The organism is uncultured Winogradskyella sp. (assembly GCF_947496485.1).
In the GTDB taxonomy this organism is placed as follows: Bacteria; Bacteroidota; Bacteroidia; order Flavobacteriales; family Flavobacteriaceae; genus Winogradskyella.
The window spans coordinates 1,731,370-1,750,629 of sequence record NZ_CANMCZ010000001.1; the positions used below are offsets into that span (position 1 = coordinate 1,731,370).

General features: G+C 33.3%; 13 protein-coding genes. 6 read left to right on the forward strand and 7 right to left on the reverse strand.

Annotated elements, in window-relative coordinates:
* Positions 1 to 13 precede the first annotated feature (13 nt).
* Positions 14 to 247, reverse strand: a complete 234-nt coding sequence (locus tag Q0822_RS07455) for a hypothetical protein (RefSeq protein WP_299122104.1) — start codon at positions 245 to 247, stop codon at positions 14 to 16.
* A gap of 170 nt (positions 248 to 417) precedes the next feature.
* On the opposite strand from Q0822_RS07455, the gene Q0822_RS07460 reads away from it, so the two are divergent.
* Positions 418 to 1,830: an aldehyde dehydrogenase family protein gene (locus Q0822_RS07460; protein WP_299122106.1), complete on the forward strand. Its 1,413-nt coding sequence runs from the start codon at positions 418 to 420 to the stop codon at positions 1,828 to 1,830.
* Positions 1,831 to 1,840: 10 nt separating this feature from the next.
* On the opposite strand, the gene Q0822_RS07465 is transcribed toward Q0822_RS07460, so the two are convergent.
* Genes Q0822_RS07465 through Q0822_RS07480 form a run of 4 tightly spaced genes read right to left on the reverse strand, consistent with a single transcriptional unit; the run spans position 1,841 to position 7,820 of the window.
* Complete coding sequence (locus tag Q0822_RS07465) at positions 1,841 to 2,848, reverse strand: N(4)-(beta-N-acetylglucosaminyl)-L-asparaginase (RefSeq protein WP_299122108.1); 1,008 nt, start codon at positions 2,846 to 2,848, stop codon at positions 1,841 to 1,843.
* 19 nt (positions 2,849 to 2,867) lie between these two features.
* Positions 2,868 to 4,538 (reverse strand): MFS transporter, encoded by a 1,671-nt coding sequence (locus Q0822_RS07470; RefSeq protein WP_299122110.1) that lies wholly within the window; start codon positions 4,536 to 4,538, stop codon positions 2,868 to 2,870.
* Positions 4,539 to 4,549: 11 nt separating this feature from the next.
* Entirely contained in the window at positions 4,550 to 4,915 is a 366-nt protein-coding gene (locus tag Q0822_RS07475) for a VOC family protein (protein WP_299122111.1), read from the reverse strand.
* Between the two features lies 1 nt (position 4,916).
* On the reverse strand, positions 4,917 to 7,820 hold the full coding sequence (locus tag Q0822_RS07480) for a GH92 family glycosyl hydrolase (protein ID WP_299122112.1): 2,904 nt from the start codon (positions 7,818 to 7,820) through the stop codon (positions 4,917 to 4,919).
* 65 nt (positions 7,821 to 7,885) lie between these two features.
* On the opposite strand from Q0822_RS07480, the gene Q0822_RS07485 reads away from it, so the two are divergent.
* From Q0822_RS07485 to Q0822_RS07505, 5 genes are all read left to right on the forward strand, one after another.
* Entirely contained in the window at positions 7,886 to 10,159 is a 2,274-nt protein-coding gene (locus Q0822_RS07485) for a family 20 glycosylhydrolase (protein ID WP_299122114.1), read from the forward strand.
* A 93-nt stretch (positions 10,160 to 10,252) separates the two neighbouring features.
* Positions 10,253 to 10,957, forward strand: a complete 705-nt coding sequence (locus Q0822_RS07490; RefSeq protein WP_299122116.1) for a copper homeostasis protein CutC — start codon at positions 10,253 to 10,255, stop codon at positions 10,955 to 10,957.
* The gene (locus tag Q0822_RS07495; RefSeq protein ID WP_299122119.1) at positions 10,947 to 13,415 is read left to right on the forward strand and encodes a glycoside hydrolase family 2 protein; all 2,469 of its coding nucleotides are present in this window, start codon (positions 10,947 to 10,949) and stop codon (positions 13,413 to 13,415) included. The genes Q0822_RS07490 and Q0822_RS07495 overlap by 11 nt, the downstream gene beginning before the upstream one ends.
* Before the next feature lie 30 nt (positions 13,416 to 13,445).
* Positions 13,446 to 14,675, forward strand: a complete 1,230-nt coding sequence (locus tag Q0822_RS07500) for a metallophosphoesterase (RefSeq protein WP_299122120.1) — start codon at positions 13,446 to 13,448, stop codon at positions 14,673 to 14,675.
* 109 nt (positions 14,676 to 14,784) lie between these two features.
* A complete protein-coding gene (locus tag Q0822_RS07505) occupies positions 14,785 to 15,081 on the forward strand; it encodes a thioredoxin family protein (RefSeq protein ID WP_299122122.1) in 297 nt (98 codons plus the stop codon).
* Here Q0822_RS07505 and Q0822_RS07510 read toward each other — a convergent pair.
* Complete coding sequence (locus tag Q0822_RS07510) at positions 15,078 to 15,752, reverse strand: polysaccharide deacetylase family protein (RefSeq protein WP_299122124.1); 675 nt, start codon at positions 15,750 to 15,752, stop codon at positions 15,078 to 15,080. The two genes, Q0822_RS07505 and Q0822_RS07510, sit on opposite strands and share 4 nt — an antisense overlap.
* A 6-nt stretch (positions 15,753 to 15,758) precedes the next feature.
* Positions 15,759 to 19,169 carry a DUF2723 domain-containing protein gene (locus Q0822_RS07515; protein ID WP_299122126.1) on the reverse strand — a complete coding sequence of 1,137 codons (3,411 nt, stop codon included), beginning with the start codon at positions 19,167 to 19,169 and terminating at the stop codon, positions 15,759 to 15,761.
* Positions 19,170 to 19,260: the final 91 nt, after the last annotated feature.

Sequence of the window (19,260 nt, forward strand, 5' to 3'; positions counted from 1 at the left end):
TATATCATTTAGCTTAGCAAAGCTTTTTAGTCTTAACTCTAATCTGAAGACTTTTTCTATAAGCTTTAATACTAATAATTTCGTTACTTTTTTTGCGATTCATTTTTAATACCTTAGCCTTAACTTTAGCAGAAACACTTACTTTGGTAGCTTCAGGTTTTACAATTTCGTTATTAACAACATCTTGCTGTGCAAATCCTGTAAGAGACACAATTAGAAATAATATTAAGACTATACCTTTTTTCATAATTATTGAGGGATTTGTTTAACTTCGAAACAAAGAAACGTTAGATATTTAGTTTGAATGAAAAATTTGGACAAAACAAGTTGATAAATAGATAACTGACATTTGTTAGTAAAAAACATCGACGAACTACACTAAAATAGCTTTAAGCCTAGTAAAAACAGAAGATATAAATGAGCAATTTTAAAGACAACCCTTATTTTCAATTGTTTTTTAAACAAAAAGAAAATCAATATAACATAGGTAACAGTAGCTATAGCAAGCGAATTAAAAAATTAAATACACTTCAACGAGCAATAGAAATAACTTATAGACAACAAATAAAAGAAGCTTTATATAAAGATTTAAAACGTCCTTTAGTAGAATCGGATTTAGTGGCTATATATCTTGTGATAAAAGAAATTAAACATGCTAAGGCTAACCTTCATCGATGGTTAAAGAACAAAAAAGCGAAAACAGACATTGTATTATTGGGTACAAAATCTTGGGTCAAGTATGAGCCTAAAGGTGTTTGTTTAATTATTTCACCGTGGAATTATCCTATTAACCTTACATTTTCGCCATTAGTAGCTGCAATAGCTGCAGGTAATACTGTAATTATAAAGCCTTCAGAAATATCGAAACATTGTTCTGAGATAATGCAAACTATGATCAAGGACTTGTTCGAAGATAATGAGGTGGCGTTAGTGCAAGGGGATGCTGATGTAGCAAGGAATTTATTAGAATTACCTTTCAATCATATCTTTTTTACAGGTTCAATTCCTGTTGGAAAATTAGTTATGAAAGCTGCAGCTAAAAACCTCTCGTCTGTGACTTTAGAGTTAGGAGGTAAGTCGCCAGTAATTATAGACAAGTCTGTAGATATGAAATTGGCAGCAAGAACAGTGGCTTGGTTAAAACATTTTAATTGTGGACAAACTTGTATAGCACCTGATTATATTTTTATACACGATAGTGTTTTAGATTTATTTATAAATCACTATAAGTATTACTTGAACAAATTTTATAGCAAAGATGCTTCAAACTCTAATAGCTATGGAAGAATTATTAATGAAAAACATTTTAGTAGACTAATATCCTATGTGGATGATGCTAAAACAAATGGAGCTAAATTTATAGTAGAGGGCAAAATAAAGTCAGAAGAACGATTTATTGGTCCTACCGTTATATCAAATTTAGAACAAGAATCCCTTTTGATGCAAGAAGAAATTTTCGGTCCTATTTTACCCTTAAAAACATATAAAACGAAAGAGCAGGTTATTGAATACCTAAAAGATAAAGATAAGCCACTAGCATTATATGTCTACTCTAAATCGAAATCCTTTATCAACTACATTGTTGCTAATACCAGAGCAGGTACAACATGTATTAATGCAAATGGAATACAATTTTCTAACCATAATTTGCCATTTGGTGGCAGTAATAGTAGTGGTATCGGTAAGGCCCACGGATTTTATAGTTTTAAAGCCTTTTCAAATGAACGTGCTGTGTTGAGGCGTTACGCACTTGGACCTATAGCATTACTTTTCCCACCTTATACAGATTTAAAAGAGAAATTGGCGAAATTTACTGTAAAGTGGTTTTAAAGGAGATTAGTTAAACTTTGTTGAAATAATCAGACTGAATCTGCTCGTTAACCCCATTTTGAAATTTAGTCATACTAAACCATTGATGTATGGCATAACTTCCAGTTTCACCTTGTTTGTTGACAGCAATATAGCCTACCTGAAAATTCTTATAATCACTTTTAGGTTTATTTACAATTCTAGTTATAGCTTCTTCGCAGGCTTCTTGAGGGGATTTGCCTTGTCGCATAAGTTCCACGACTAAAAAGCTACCAACCGTTTTTACAACTTCTTCACCTAAGCCTGTAGCAACACATGCACCAATTTCATTATCTACAAACAAACCTGAACCAATAATAGGAGAATCACCAACACGTCCTCCCATTTTATAAGCTAAACCACTTGTAGTGCATGCACCAGAAATGTCACCATTTTCATCAATAGCTAACATACCTATAGTATCGTGATTTTCGATATTAATAATTGGTTTGTATTTAGCTTCGACTTTCCATTTTTCCCAGGCTTCTTTAGAAGCTTCAGTTAATAAATCTTCTGGTACAAAGCCATTAGAAATAGCAAATTGTTTTGCACCCTCACCAGCTAGCATAACATGAGGTGTATCTTCCATTACCTTTCTTGCAACTGAAACTGCATGAGTAATATCTTTTAGATAAACTACAGCGCCACAATTACCATGTTTATCCATAATGCAAGCATCTAGAGTCACATTGCCATCTCTATCAGGTAATCCTCCTTTGCCAACTGATTGTCCTTTTTCATTGGCTTCTTCAACTCTGCAACCTTGTTCTACAGCATCGAGGACATTACCTCCAGCCTGTAAGACTTGCATAGCTTTGGCTGTAGCATCAATAACATGCCATGTTGCAATTACCATTGGTAGTGAGCCTTTTTCTAAAACATCCGAAGTCTTCTTAAAGGGCGATTTTTCATTTGTTTCAGTACAGCTTACAAGCGATTTTCCAACAGCTAAACCGACGCCTGTTAAAGAAGCATTTTTTATAAAATGTCGTCTTTTCATAATTTGATTTTCTCTTTTATTAGTAAGTGACTCCTTGTTTATCTAAAACTGTTTTAGTTCTAAAGGCATAGAATAATAAATAGGCAAAACAAGCCACAGCAATCCAATAAGACGATTGAATATTAAATACATCAGCCAATTTTCCTTGAACAGGTGGAATGATGGCGCCACCTAAAATCATCATAATTAAAAATGCAGAACCTTGTGATGTATATTTTCCTAGACCAGCAATACTTAGTGTGAAAATACAAGGCCACATAATTGAACAAAATAATCCACCAGATAAGAATGCAAATAAGGCAACATTACCAGAGGCAAATAAGCCAATTAGTATTCCTAAAATTCCAAATAAGCTAAAAACCTTAAGAGTTCTAACAGGTCTGTCTTTAGCTAGAAAAAATCCAAATATTTGAACTGCTATACAAATTCCAAAAAACAGAATTTCATTTGTAGAAAAGTTATACTTAATTGAATTGGCTAAAATTATTACACCAAATGCAACATAGGGTACAATAATAAGTAGTGCTTTTTTTAACCCTTTACTTGGATTAAAAACTGTAATTGCACCAACCCAACGACCAATCATTAAGCCGCCCCAATATAGTGAGACATAAGGCGCAATACTTGCATCATTCAAGACAGGTAGTCCCAATCGGTTTAAACCTGTGCTTTCAACACCTTGTTTTAGAAGCTCACCAAGATTACTCCCTATAGTGACTTCAACTCCTACGTAGGTAAAGATAGCTAGCATACCTAAGACAAGCTGCGGATATTTCATCGCTCCCCAACCTTCTGGTTTTTTAGAGGCACTAGAATAGGCAATAAATACAGCAGAGATAACTGCGAAAAGTGCTATAAATAATAAAATTAATCGTGTTTGTTCTAGACCTTCTGTAGCTGTGTTATCCCCAGAATAAGTGCTGAATATATAACCAAAACATCCAATAACCACTACTGTAAGTACAATTAACAAATTTCGAGCTTTGTTAGCTGGCTCAAATGCCGTATTGGATTTTAAGGCAGGTAGCTTTTTTGAAAAATGAAATAATGCAGCCGCAATTAAAAACAGAACTCCAACACCAAGATATAAACCCTGAACAGTGACTAAGGTTATTTCATTATTAGCTATCATAGATGCTAATTCGTCTGTACCGCGAGTAGCAGATCCAAAAATAACTAAGCCAACTACGATGGGACCAATGGTGGTTCCGAAAGAATTGACTCCACCAGCTAGATTTAAACGATGAGAGCCTGTTTTTGGATCACCTAAAGCAATAGCAAAGGGGTTAGCACCAGTTTGTTGTAAAGAGAATCCTAAGCCAACAATAAATAAAGCAATAAGAACTAAGTAAAAAACTCCTGTCTGACCTTGCTCTGCTCCAGCAGTTGCAGGATACATTGCAAAAGCACCTATTGCAGATAGAAGTAGCCCATATATAATACCATTTTTATAACCCCAATTATTGTATATGTCCTTCTTTAAAGAACCAGAGAGTATAAATAATAACAAAGCACCAAAATAATAAGCTCCATAAAATGCGAAATCTACTAATTGGGATTGAAACTGGTCGATATTAAAGTAGGTCTTACAAAACGGAATAAAGACTCCATTTGATGCTGCAATAAATCCCCAGAAAAAAAATACTGTCACTAAGGTTGCTAAAGCAGATTTGTTGTTTTGATTGCTCATTTTTTATTTTGTTAGTTAGTTTCTAGTTCCTGTCCAAATTGTATTCTGTAGCCGTTATTATCATAGATAGCAAACTCTCGCATACCATATTCAAAATTTTCTAAAGGATAACTAATATCTACTTTGTCTTTTAGAATTTGCCATATCACATCAATATCATCTACGTAAATATACAAACCACCAGTAAAAACAGGTTTTGGATGCTTATCTTTAAAAAATCTTGATGAGAGCATTATATCTACATCATCTTTCTGTATAAATGCCCAAGCATCCTCCTCACGATCTATACACTTAAAATCGAGATAAGATTCATAAAATTGTATGGTTTCATCCATATTTTCTACCTCTAATGTCGGAACTAATGCGTTAAATGCCATATTATTTTATTGAAATTTCATCTGCAAAAATCCAGCTACGACCATTCATTGGGTAGCCTAAATGCCATTCGGGAAGTTTTCCCATTTTTTCGGCAATGATTTTTATGTATTTATATTCAGTTTTTGGAATATTAAATTCAGTAGTTTTAATTTCTAGTTCACTATTTTTTTTTGAGGCATTAATCTTATGAGGTGGCAAAGCTTTATAGTTTTTACCATCTTTTGAAACGAAACACTGCACTTCTGTTGGATAAAAAATCCAAGCCCCTTGATCTTGTAAAAAATTAACACTGACGGTAGAAATTTCTTTTTGAGAACCTAAGTCAACCGTTGCAATCAAATCTTGATCATGATACCCTTGCCAACTTCCTGTTCGATAATTTTTGGTACTTCTAATACCATCAATAAGCGCATCATTTCCACCTGCTGAATATTGATTTGCAAACTCACTTTCAAGAGTAATACTAAGGTTTGGATCAATCTTAAAGAAAGGTGTTGCTAAAACAGGACTTTTTAAATTTCCCTTTTCTGAATAGAGCTTTACTTTAGTCTCTTTAGTTATTGTAAATGGTTCTTTATAAATTTTAAAATTATCATTATCTAAGGCAAAATATATTTTTGCATTTTCTTCTGAGGTGTCCAAAACAACTTCTGTAGAATCTCTAAATGTTATATCACCTTTAGCAATAAATGGGGATGGTAATATAATGTACTCAGTGATTTCAGTTTTTGGTTCTTGTCCTTCTCTACTTCCCCAAATCGCGGGATTTTCGGTCATCGTAAATTGTAAAGTTCCACCACGCATAATGTCAGAATGATTTAGATAAGTGAGATTTAGGTCTTTTCCATTGAGTTTTACATTCTCAATATATATGTTAGTGTCACTCAAATTATTAGCAACGATGGTAAATTGCTTTCCACTTTCAAGATTAATAGTGGCTTTGTCAAAAAGCGGTGTTCCAATAACATATTGGCTACTGCCTGGAGTAACAGAATAAAAACCCATAGAACTGAGAACGTACCATGCACTCATTTGCCCACAATCTTCATTCCCTGAAACTCCATCAGGCTCATTTTTGTATAATTCGGTTAAAATTTGATGAACCTTTTCTTGTGTTTTGTGCGGTTTGTTCACAAAATTATAGAGGTAAGCCATATGATGACTAGGCTCATTACCATGTGCATATTGCCCAATTAAACCTGTAATATCTGATTGCTCACGACCAGAGGTTTCAGTATTTGCATTGAATAATTCATCAAGTTGTGCTTCTAATCTATCTTTTCCTCCAAGTAAGTCTATAAATCCTGAAATATCCTGAGGTACATAAAAGCTATATTGCCAGGCATTAGCCTCGGTATAGTTAAAATTTACTTCGTAAGGGTCGAAAGGAGCAAACCACGTGTTTCTAAAACGTCCTCGCATAAACTGCGTTTCTGGATCATATACATTCTTGTAATACTGCGCCCGCTGAATGAAAGTTTTATAGTCTTCGGTTTTACTCATTTCTTTTGCCATTTGGGCAATCGTCCAATCGTCATAAGCATATTCTAAAGTCTTAGAAACAGATTCACTTTCTTCATCCACAGGAATGAAACCATACTTTTTATAAGCTTCTAATCCAAATTTATCTCGCGTCGCCGAATGTTTCATAGCTTCAAAAGCTTTTTCGGTATCATAACCTCTTATGCCTTTTAAATACGCATCAGCGATAACTGGCACGGCATGATAACCAATCATGCAATCGGTATAATTAGCTGCCAAATCCCACATTGGCATAATGCCACCTTCTTCGTACTTTGCTAAAAATGTATTGATGAAATGATTAGTTCGTTCTTGCTCGATTATGGTATATAAGGGATGAGTAGCTCTGTAGGTATCCCAAAGCGAAAACACTGAGTAGTAATCAAAATTGGCATAATGGATTTCAAGGTCCATACCTCTATAACGACCATCCACATCTTGATAACGCTGAGGTGCTAACATGGTATGATATAATGATGTATAAAAATTCGTTTTTTTATCTAGATCGTCACTTTCAATAACGATTTTTTCAAGTTGTGACTCCCAGTAGTTTTGCGCCTCTTTTTTAACGGTTTCAAAATCTTTGTTTCCTATTTCAGCTTCTAAATTTTTCCTTGCACCATCAATGTCCACAGCAGAAATTCCGACTTTAATTATAATAGGTTCGTTATTTGGATTAATAAAATATAAAGAAGATCTTTTTGGAGGTGATTTTCCAAATTCATGCTCATATTCTGACTTTTCCTTAAATGGATGAGATGTCTTAATAACGAAAAATAAACGCTGGTCTTTTGCCCAAGCTTCAGAATGACGATAACCAATAATTTCAGTACTAGTGGTCTTATCTATATATGCATCTAAAACTTTATCACGATGGATTAAATCTAAAATCACAAATTGATTTTCAGAAGATGGGAATTGATATTTATGAAGTCCACTACGATTAGAAACGGTTAATTCTACATCGATATTGGTAGAATCTAAATGTACTTTATAATACCCAGGTTCTGCAATTTCGTTATCATGAGAAAAATGGGCACGATAACCCTTTTTTCCATCAGCACCATTATGAAAGTTACGTTCATTAGTTGGCATCAAGAGTACATCTCCATAATCGCTAATTCCTGTTCCGCTGAGATGTGTATGCGAAAATCCATAAATATAACTGTCAGAATAATGGTAACCAGAGCAGCCGTCCCAACCTTCTAATCGTGTGTCTGGGCTCAACTGCATCATCCCATAAGGTAGTGTTGCTCCAGGATACGTATGTCCATGACCACCTGTGCCAATAAAGGGATTAACGTAGTTAATTAATGATTGGTCTTTTTTAGCAGGTTGAACGTCAATCTTTTTATTACATCCAGATAGTAAGATGAATGTCATGAAAACAGAAATAAGTTTAGGATTCTTCAAAAGATTGCTAATTTTAATGCATCTAATATAGTAAAATGCATTTCAAGACATCGTTTGGTTTTATCATTTTGTTACTTACAGTTTTAAGTTGTCAGCAAAAGAATATTGAAACACAGGAAATTGCCATAATACCGCAACCCAATTCAATAGAAGTTTCTAAAACTTTTTTTGTTTTAAATCATACTACAGGTATCAATTATGATAACATTTTTGAAATTAGTGCTGATTTTTTAAAGTCATATTTAGAAAGTGGAGGCATTGAAGTGAAATCTGGAAATAATATTACTTTTATTGAAGATAAAAACCTTCAGAAAGAAGCCTACAGTCTTAATGTTATAGAAGATAGTATTGAAATAAAAGCCAGTACAGACCAAGGAGCATTTTATGCAGTACAAACATTAAGGCAATTATTACCAGTGGAATTTGAAAATGCAAGCTTTAAAGGAAATCAGGTAAATATTCCTTCTGTAGTTATTGAAGATTCTCCTCAATTTGCATACAGAGGAATGCACTTGGATGTATCTAGACATGTGTTTTCTCTTGAATTCATCAAAAAGTATATTGACGCAATTGCCATGTTAAAAATGAATACTTTTCATTGGCACTTAACGGACGATCAAGGCTGGCGAATTGAAATAAAAAAGTATCCAAAGCTTCAAGAAATTGCTGCTTATAGAGATGAAACATTAGTGGGTCATTACAGTGACCAACCACATCAGTTTGATGGTAAAAAGTATGGTGGTTTTTATTCTCAAGAAGAGATTAAAGACATTGTTGCTTATGCGCAAGAACATTTTGTAACTATTATTCCAGAAATTGAAATGCCAGGCCATAGTCAAGCAGCAATTGCTGCCTATCCAGAATTGGGTTGTACAGGCGAAAAAGTTGAAGTTGCCAAAAAATGGGGAGTTTTTGAAGATATATATTGCACCAATGATGAAACTTTTGATTTTCTTGAAGATGTTTTAGATGAAGTTTTAGAATTATTTCCAAGTAAGTATATCCATATTGGTGGAGATGAAGCACCAAAAACAAGATGGAAGTCATGTGCGAATTGTCAGACTAGAATAAAGGAAGAAGGCCTGAAAGATGAGCACGAGCTCCAGAATTATTTCATCACTAGAATAGAGAAATATCTCAATTCTAAAGGACGACAAATTATTGGATGGGATGAAATTTTAGAAGGTGGTTTAGCACCTAACGCTACTGTAATGTCTTGGAGAGGAACTAGTGGCGCAGTTGAAGCTGCCAAATCTGGGCATAACGTTGTTATGACACCAACATCGCATTGCTATTTTGATTATTACCAATCTGATAATGAAGATGAACCTTTAGCAATTGGTGGATTTTTGCATTTAGAAAAAGTGTATGGTTTTAATCCAATTCCTGAAGAGTTAACTTCAGAAGAAGCACAATATGTGTTAGGGGCACAAGGTAATATTTGGACAGAGTATATGCCTGCTGAAGATCAGGTAGAGTATATGGCTTTTCCTAGAATGCTTGCTATGAGTGAAGTACTTTGGTCAGATTCAGAACAAAAAAGCTATGGTGATTTTGTAAAACGATTAGAGAGCTTTCATAAGCGATTGGATGCTTTAGATATTAATTATGCTAATCATTTATATGAGATTGAAAGTAATATAATTGAGGAAGATGGTGAGATAAAATTAGAGTTAAACTCTCTAGTTAAAGAGGGCAAGGTAATTAGAGTAACTCTAAATGGTGATAAACCTAACTATGAATCTAGAGTATATACTAAGCCAATTGTGATAGATACGTCTAGAACAATTAAAGCAGCAGTTTTTAAATTTAATTCTAATGAAAAATTAGGAAAAACGATTATCCAAAACATCAATTATCACAAAGGTGTTGGTGGAAAAATTATTATTAATAAGCAACCGCATAAAGCTTATTCTGGCAGTGGGTCAAAAGGTTTGATTAATGGAATTAGTGGAAGCAACTCGCGTTTTGGCGATAAGGAGTGGTTAGGGTTTTGGGGTGAAGATATTATGGTAGAAATTGATTTAGGTGAAGAAAAAGAAATCAAATCTATAGAGACTCGATTTTATAATGGCAATGGACAATGGATTTATGCTCCTAAAGAAATTTTAGTTGCTTTTGATAATGAACAATATCAATCATTCAAATTGGATGACGACGGCTCATTGATAAGTTTTAAATCTCATTTTTTAGACCAAAGTGCGAAGAAGATATATATAAAAGTCCAGAATTACGGAACCATTCCAGAAGGTAAACAAGGAGCTGGTCATAAGGCTTGGACGTTTATTGATGAGATAATTATAAATTGAAATGTCATTCCGAGGACGAAGGACGTGGGAATCTCATCTTAATGAAATATAGAATAAAAATCGAACAGATTGCCAAGACCAAAAGTTTTCGCAATGACAAATAAGATTATGCTTTTAGAAATCTGTGCTAACTCATACCAATCTGCTAAAAATGCTCAAGAAGCAGGAGCACATCGTATTGAGTTATGTCAAGAATTATCGGTTGGTGGTTTAACACCATCTTATGGCTTATTGAAACAAGTGACTAGAGATTTAAAGATTCCCGTTTTTGTATTAATAAGACCAAGAGGTGGGAATTTTGCATACTCAAATGATGAATTTGAGATTATGAAACAAGATATTCAACTTTGTAAAGACATAGGTTGTCATGGTATTGTTTCTGGAGTTCTAAATGAAGATAAAACAATTGATCTAGAGAGAACGCAACAACTGGTAAAATTGTCAAGACCTTTAGCATTTACATTTCATCGTGCGTTTGATGAGGTTGTAAATCTGAAAGAAGCTTTAGAGCAATTAATCGAAATGGGAGTTGAGCGTGTTTTGACTTCTGGACAAGAACAATCAGCAGAATTGGGAATAAAGCTATTGCAAGAGCTTAATGCATTGTCAAAAGAAAGAATTACAATATTGGCTGGAGGTGGAATTTCATCAGAAAATGCAGTTAAATTTAAAGCTATAGGTCTAAAAGAAATCCATGCTTCTGCATCTTCGAATATTGTAGAAGACAAAACAATATTTTCAAAACCCTTAACTTACTCTGATTCACAAAAAATTAAAGCTATTTTAGATGCGATATAGCCATGTTTTATTGATTTTAATTTGTTTTAGCTGCCAGCCAAAGCATGATGTTCCTATTAACATTGAGATTGATAGCAATTGGCAATTCAAAAAAGTAACAGATTCTATATGGCGTTCAGCAATAGTTCCAGGAAATGTGTTTTCAGATTTATTAGACCATCAAATTATAGAGGATCCGTTTATTGGTAATAATGAAGAAAAAGTACAGTGGGTATCTGAAACCGACTGGGAATACAAAACAACATTTTCAATAGATAAAGAAACACTCCAAAAGAAAAACTTAGAATTGAATTTTGAAGATTTAGATACCTATGCTTCTGTTTATTTAAATGATAGCTTAATCCTAAAAACAAATAATGCATTTCGAGAATGGAAAACAGATATAAAATCCCTTTTGAAACCAGAAAATGAACTCAGAATTCTTTTCGAATCCACTTCAAAATATGAAGAGATTGAAAAAGAAAAACTGCCCTACGAGTTACCAGAAAGTAACCGCATCTTCACAAGAAAAGCCCAATTTCAATATGGTTGGGATTGGGGACCAAAGTTAAATACTAGTGGGATTTTGAGGCCGATTAAGTTGTTGGCTTGGAATGATTATAAAATTGAGGATATCAATATTCGATTAATTAATCAAAATGACTCAATAGCTAATCTTGTTGCAGATATAGATGTTAATTCGAAATTAAAAGACAAAGTTTATTTTGAAATATTTGTAAATGATAACCTAAAAGCAGTATATGGTGTAAGACCAGAAAAGCAAGATTATGCTTTATCGTTTATTATTCAAAATCCCAAAAAATGGTGGCCACACAATCTAGGTGAACCTTATTTATACGATATAAAAGTTGTTGTAAAAGAAGACGATAAAATTTTAGACAGTATTTCTGTTAAAAAAGGATTACGAACCATAGAATTAGTTACAGATAAAGATAGGTTTGGCGAATCCTTTTATTTCAAAGTCAACGATGTACCAGTTTATGCCAAAGGAGCGAATTATATTCCGCAAAACAGTTTCCAAAGCGAAGTTTCAGATGCACATTATGAAAAACTATTAAACGACGTCGTCGCTGCCAACATGAATATGCTTAGAGTTTGGGGAGGTGGTATTTACGAAAATGATATTTTCTATGATTTATGCGATGAAAAAGGGATTCTGGTTTGGCAAGATTTTATGTTTGCTTGCGCAATGTATCCAGGTGACAAAGACTTTTTAGAGAATGTACAACAAGAAGCTATTGATAATGTAAAGCAACTTAGAAATCATGCTTCAATTGCATTGTGGTGTGGTAATAATGAAAACTCAGAAGGTTGGCATCGTTGGGGCTGGCAAGCAGATAGAAGTGAGGAAGAAAAAGATGAGATATGGAGTAATTATCTAAAAGTTTTCGATTCTCTCTTACCGAATACGGTTTCAAGTTTAACAGATACAGACTACTGGGAAAGTTCTCCAAAATACGGCAGAGGAAATTCTAAATATAAGACAGAAGGAGATGCTCATGATTGGTGGATTTGGCATGATGGACATCCGTTTGAACATCTAGAAGAAAACGTGCCACGTTTTATGAGTGAGTTTGGATTTCAGTCCTTTCCCAGTTATGAGACGATTCGTTATATTAATCAGATTGATTCTATAGAAATAGCTTCAGAAGGTTTTAAAAATCATCAAAAGCATTCAAGAGGGTTTCAAATTATTGAAGACTATATGCAACGTGATTTTCCTGTTCCAGAAAATCCTGAAGATTATGTGTATATGAGTCAGCTATTGCAAGCCTATGGGATTATAAAAGGCATTGAAGCCCAAAGAAGAGCTAAACCCTATAATATGGGGACATTATTTTGGCAACTCAACGATTGCTGGCCTGCAGTTTCTTGGAGTAGCATCGATTATTTTGGAAATTGGAAAGCCTTGCATTACAAAGCAAAGCATAGTTATAAAAATGTTTTAATTTCTTCAATTGTAGATGAAGATGTCTTAAGAACATTTGCAGTTAATGACGAATTGAATGAAGTTCCTTTAAATTTAGAATTTAAAATTATCGATTTTGACGGTCAAACGATTTGGAATGATATAGTCACTGATGTTTTAGATGCAAATGAGAGCAAACTCATTTTTGCTTTTAACTTAAGTGATTTAAGCATAGAAAAAAGATCTTCAGTTTTAGTTATATCAGAAGGAGTAAAAAGGTCATTACATTATTTTTCTAAACCTAAATATTTAAAACTGAAAGAAGACGATATTCAAAAGGAAGTCACTAAAACAGGTTATGGTTTTAGAATTAAATTATCGAGTCAAACACTTCAAAAAGACATCTTCCTTTTTACAAAAGAGAAAGGTCATTTCTCTGATAATTTTTTTGATATTCTTCCAAATGAAACAGTAATAATTGATTTTGAAACAGAAGTAGAAAACCTTAATGATTTGCAATTAAAAACCTTTAACAGTTTCATAAGATAAGTACAAAGGCTTATTATTAAATTTGCATTTATGATACGTTGGATTGTTTTTATAATTATTTTTATTTTATTGACTTTTTATGGTTTTCAAGCTATAAAAACAGTAACAAAATACAGTTGGATTCATTACTTATATATTGCTATAGCAATTATTATTGCTGGTAATTTTATTTATCAATTTACAGGTGCATCAGAAGGAAGAGTTCTTAGTCCAATTAAAAGTTATGCTTTTGGTTTTGTATTATCTTTTATGGTACTTAACTTAGTTTCAACATCTGTACTTTTTCTTGAAGACATTATACGTGGTGTTTTTGGACTTTATGATAAGTTTATAGCAAAGCGTGAAGTATTTTATTTTCCAGAAAGACGAAAATTTGTGAGTCAAATAGCTTTAGGTATAGCGGCAATTCCCTTTGCATCGTTGCTTTATGGAATGTATAGAGGGAAATACAATTTTAGAGTTTTAAACTATACACTACATTTCGAAGATTTACCAAATGCATTTGATGGTTATAGAATTACTCAGATAAGTGATATTCACTCAGGAAGTTTTGACAATAAAGCCAAAATTGAATATGCAATTGATTTAATAAATGAGCAAGAATCTGATCTCTTATTATTTACAGGTGATATGGTGAATAATAAGGCTTCAGAGATGTTGCCTTGGAAAGAAAGTTTTGGAAGATTGAAAGCCGTTGATGGTAAATATTCAGTTTTAGGGAATCATGATTATGGTGATTACGTAGATTGGGATTCACCTAAAGAAAAAGAACAAAATCTTGAAGATTTAAAAACCATACAAAAGGAAATTGGCTTTGATCTCCTATTAAATGAAAGTAGATTTCTTAAAAAAAACGGTGAACGTTTAGCTTTAGTTGGTGTTGAAAATTGGGGGAAAGGTGGTTTTAAAAAAGCAGGCGATCTAAAAAAAGCTTCACAGCATATAGAAGCAGATGATTTTAAAATATTAATGAGTCACGATCCAAGTCATTGGGACGAAGAAGTTGTTAATGATGCTTACCATTATCATTTAACTTTAAGTGGCCACACACATGGGATGCAGTTCGGTATCGAAATTCCCGGTTGGATAAAATGGAGTCCTGTAAAATGGAGATACAAACATTGGGCAGGAATTTATGAAAACTTAGGGCAATACATTAATGTTAATCGAGGTTTTGGGTATTTAGGTTATCCTGGTAGAGTAGGTATATGGCCAGAAATAACTGTTATAGAACTCAAAAAAGGTAAGAAGGAAGCTTAATTACATATAATTGCGTATTTTTATGTTGCTCATAAAGAACTGACTAGAGGATTTATTATTGAATCCTTTATGTAGTTTGTATAGCACGTTGCACTTAAAACTATAACGTATGTCAAAATTTGGGGAATTAATAGATGTGGATATTCCGGTGCTATTAGACTTCTATACAGAATGGAATGATCAATCTGTTGCAATGCATCCTATACTTAGAGATGTAGCGGCTGCTCTAGGTGATAAAGCAAAAATTATAAAAATTGATGTAGATAAAAATAAGGAGTTAGCAGAAGCACTCCGTGTTAAAGAATTGCCTACATTGATTATCTATAAAAACGGTGAAATGAAGTGGCGACATAGTGGAGAGCAAGATGCCAATGCTCTTATAGGTATTATCCAAGAGTATGCTTAAATTTCTTTTATGGCTCTGAATTTGAAACCTTTTTCAGTATAATATTCTAAAACTTTTGGGAGCACATATTTTAAATTTCGCGAAGCTTTCATGCTATCATGAAATACAATAATACTTCCTTTCTTTGTTGCCGAAATTACATTTTTAAAACAGGTTTCTTCACGTATAGATTTATCCCAATCATAAGATAATACGTCCCATAAAATAATTCTATAACCTAATTCTAGTAATTTTTTACTTTGTTTGTTTTTAAACTTGCCATAGGGAGGTCTAAAAAGTTTCAAAGACTCTGAATCGTATTTGTCTATAAACTTTGAATTTTGAACTTGAAAGTTTATGACTGAATCTGAAAGTTCAACATTACCTACATACATTTTGGTTTTCGTTTTCCAACCTTTTAAATGATTATAGGTGTGATTGCCAATGGAGTGATTATCGTCTAAAATATTCTGAAATATCTCAGGGTATTTTTCAATATTATTACCAATACAAAAAAAAGTAGCTTTGGCGTTGTATTTTTTTAAAGTTTGAAGCACCCAATCTGTAATTTCTGGAGTAGGGCCATCATCAAAAGTGAGATACAATTCTTTAGCATTAGTGTTGATATTCCAGATAAAATTTGGGAACAATGTTTTTACAAAGTCTGGTGTTTTAGCTGGAATAATCTTCATGCCAATTTACTCTTCAGGTGAAACATTTTTAATAGTATCATTAACTGTAGTGTTTAAATCAATATCGTCTGGTATCTCTGGTAAATCATCCTCACTGTAGCGATTCATCAATTCATCAAAAAGACTTAAATAACTATTAAATTTTTTGGTTTCTTCTAAAGCAAATTCTTTGTCATTATATACTACTAAAATATCTACTAAGGCTCTGTAGCGTTGAATATCTAAGTAAATTTCTTCACCAACTTTTTTCTCTTGATTATCTAATGTTAGACCACTGTAATAAACTAAGTTTTCTTGATATATTTTAGCGACATCCTTAAATAACGCTCGTCCTTTTTCAATATTTCCTATTTCGTAATAGGCACTTATATAAGGTTCTAACAACTGATGAAAACCAAATTTATCCACTGGCATTTTTTCCATGGCGATGTCGGCGATATCTTCAGCCTTATCTAATTTATCTTCATTAATGAGTTGCTCAATTAAACGTGCTAAATTACCTCTGTATGTAATTCCGTTTCTCCTCGTTTCTATATCGTAATAGATGTCATCACCACTTCCTCCCCATTCCCAGTTTTTCACCATGTCATACATTAAATCTGGGTCTACTCTACCCATGTCATAAGGATTAGCTTTGCTGACAGGCGTTTTTATTGGTACAAGTTTATAGCACATACCGTCTAGTTGTAAATAATCTTTAAGCCAGATATAGTCCTCATCACTAAAAGCACCACCAGTAAAGTATATAGGTCTTTCCCAATTATTATTAGCAATAATATCTAGCATTAGGAGTCTGTGTTTGTAGATGTAGCTACTTCCAATTCTTGCATATAAATTGTCTTCTATTTTATCGGCATCTTTTGGACTTACGATTCCGTTTTTAAGGACCACTTCTTTGTTAACAGGAATGCTAATATTCCGAGTAGGAAAGTAATTTGCCTTTAAAATGTGTTTAGGATAGCCTTTAGGATCTTCTCCTTGAGTTTCAATAACATATTTGAATTTAGTATTCGGTTTTTCACTAGATACAAAATCCATAAATGATTTAATATCTAAAGTGTCTTTAGCAATTCTCTCGTTTATTTCGCGATAAATAGTAATATCTCTTGTACCAGCTCTATACTGCTTGTGAGTTAATTGTGAAGGAATAGGATCACTGCTGTAAGCCTTACGTTTCATTTGATCGATGTACCAATCTGTTTGAAATAAACTAGTATTGACCACACGTACATCTGTACGAACGCCTTCAATTTCTTGTAAATACCATAAAGGGAATGAATCATTATCTCCAATAGTAAAAAGTATAGCATTTGGTGCACAAGATTCTAAATACTTGCGCGCCATAGCATTGGCTGTATATTTTCCAGAACGATCATGGTCATCCCAATTGTTAGCCGCTAAAATTCCCGGCACAATGATAATACAGGCCAAAGTAATTAAAGGAGCCAATAGTTTGGATTTGATATTAGATTTTAAAATATCATATATGGCATAAACACCAAAACCGATCCAAATGGCAAATACATAAAAAGAGCCTACAACTGAATAGTCGCGTTCTCGAGGTTCGAAAGGCCTTACATTAGTATAAAATTGAATGGCTATGCCAGTTAACAAGAAAAACACCAGTAATACCCAAAAACGTTTTTTATCTACATTAAGTAGAAAGAAGAAGCCAACAAGACCTAAAAGTAATGGTAAAAAGTAATAGGTATTACGTGCTTTGTTTTCTAAAACTTCAGTAGGAAGATTGTCCTGAGACAAGCCAAGGTGTATTTCATCAAGAAAGTTAATTCCAGAAATCCAATTCCCATTAAAATCGTCATATTTACCTTGAATGTCATTTTGCCTACCAGTAAAATTCCACATGAAGTATCTCCAGTACATATAACCAAATTGGTATTGAAACATATAGGTCACATTATCTACAAACGATGGCTTTTCAACAACTAAATATTGTTGCCCATAACGTTTTAGGAAGTTATTATAATCTTCATAATCTACTTCGCCTTGGGCAATTCCCATTTTAAAATCGTTAACAAGCTGATCAAAACGTCGCTTTTCACCAACAGCATATTGACTAGCTTGTTCCTCAGTTAAACCAGCATTAAGAGCTTCGTTATAAGCACGAGTTTGTAGGTTAGGATCAACTTTAAAGTCAATTAAACCAGTAAACATCATATAATTGTCTGCATGCTCGCTACTCCACATTCTCGGAAGTATAGAAGCATGTTCATGGTTGTAGTTTTGTTTACTACCTTCCCAATCATTTATTACCACGTATTTGCCTAGTTCTTCATCTCGCTCATAATTCTTCTTGTCGTCAATAAAAGGCTCATCTTTATCTGCACCAGAATAAACTTCTGTAAACTGGGGCCCATAAAATAGATGAGTTTCGGGATATTGTTCTAAGTTATAGTATGCTAAAAGTTCTCGTGCATCAGAAGGATCATTTTCATTTATGATTACCTGAGCATTAGCACGAATCGGAAGCATCATCCAGGACGAAAACCCGATAAAAATGAACATTAAACAAAGCACTAAAGTATTAGCATGTAACATGCCTTTCTTTCTGGTGAAATTCAAACCAAGGTAAAACAAGCCGATAACCAGTAAGCCAGTGATGATGGTTCCTGAGTTAAAAGGGAGTCCTATTGAATTTACAAAAAACACCTCTAAATAACCAAAGAGTGTTAAGGTTGAAGGTAGTAGAAGTTTAAATATAAAAAGTAAAATTGCAGCCGAAGCAATATTAGCAATTATAAAGTTCTTTATAGTTATAGTTTTATAATTTTTAAAATAGTAAATAAGTCCAATTGCTGGTATAGTTAATAGACCCATAAAGTGAACTCCAAATGATAATCCAATTACAAAAGCAATTAAGATTAACCAACGGTTACCTCTAGGTTTGTGCATATCTTGCTCCCAACGCAATGCTAAATAAAACATTATTGCCATTATCAAAGTAGCCATGGCGTAAACTTCAGTTTCAACGGCATTAAACCAAAAAGAATCTGTAAATGTAAATGCTAAACTTCCTACCAATGCGCTTCCTAAAATGGCATGACTTTTACTAGTGCTTGAGTCTTCTTTATATTTAACTAATTTTATAAGTAGTAGGCTGATAGTCCAAAACATGAAAAGAATGGTGAACGCACTTGCTACAGCACTCATCAAGTTCATAATCATTCCTATTTGTGACGGTTCTAAAGCAAATATTGAGAAAAAAGCACCCAACATCTGAAATAACGGTGCTCCCGGAGGATGCCCAACCTGTAATTTTGATGAAGTTAAAATATACTCACCAGCGTCCCAAAAACTAACTGTTGGCTCAATGGTTAGTGTATATACCGTAAATGCTACGGCAAAAACAAACCATCCTAATATTGTATTCCACTTTTTAAAGTTAAAATCTGTCATGAAAACCTTGCTTATTAATGCAGGCGAATTTACTAATTATTATAGTAATGCCTAAGTTTTTAAGTTAACGTTAAGTATTTTAGATTATTTT

What these genes read in the sequence shown, in the direction of transcription:
- Q0822_RS07475 (WP_299122111.1), bottom strand. Translation starts at nt 4,915, where the DNA reads ATGGCATTTAACGCATTAGTTCCGACATTAGAGGTAGAAAATATGGAT.
- Q0822_RS07495 (WP_299122119.1), top strand. Translation starts at nt 10,947, where the DNA reads ATGCGATATAGCCATGTTTTATTGATTTTAATTTGTTTTAGCTGCCAG.
- Q0822_RS07485 (WP_299122114.1), top strand. Translation starts at nt 7,886, where the DNA reads ATGCATTTCAAGACATCGTTTGGTTTTATCATTTTGTTACTTACAGTT.
- Q0822_RS07480 (WP_299122112.1), bottom strand. Translation starts at nt 7,820, where the DNA reads ATGACATTCATCTTACTATCTGGATGTAATAAAAAGATTGACGTTCAA.
- Q0822_RS07490 (WP_299122116.1), top strand. Translation starts at nt 10,253, where the DNA reads ATGACAAATAAGATTATGCTTTTAGAAATCTGTGCTAACTCATACCAA.
- Q0822_RS07470 (WP_299122110.1), bottom strand. Translation starts at nt 4,538, where the DNA reads ATGAGCAATCAAAACAACAAATCTGCTTTAGCAACCTTAGTGACAGTA.
- Q0822_RS07510 (WP_299122124.1), bottom strand. Translation starts at nt 15,752, where the DNA reads ATGAAGATTATTCCAGCTAAAACACCAGACTTTGTAAAAACATTGTTC.
- Q0822_RS07505 (WP_299122122.1), top strand. Translation starts at nt 14,785, where the DNA reads ATGTCAAAATTTGGGGAATTAATAGATGTGGATATTCCGGTGCTATTA.
- Q0822_RS07500 (WP_299122120.1), top strand. Translation starts at nt 13,446, where the DNA reads ATGATACGTTGGATTGTTTTTATAATTATTTTTATTTTATTGACTTTT.
- Q0822_RS07465 (WP_299122108.1), bottom strand. Translation starts at nt 2,848, where the DNA reads ATGAAAAGACGACATTTTATAAAAAATGCTTCTTTAACAGGCGTCGGT.
- Q0822_RS07455 (WP_299122104.1), bottom strand. Translation starts at nt 247, where the DNA reads ATGAAAAAAGGTATAGTCTTAATATTATTTCTAATTGTGTCTCTTACA.
- Q0822_RS07460 (WP_299122106.1), top strand. Translation starts at nt 418, where the DNA reads ATGAGCAATTTTAAAGACAACCCTTATTTTCAATTGTTTTTTAAACAA.
- Q0822_RS07515 (WP_299122126.1), bottom strand. Translation starts at nt 19,169, where the DNA reads ATGACAGATTTTAACTTTAAAAAGTGGAATACAATATTAGGATGGTTT.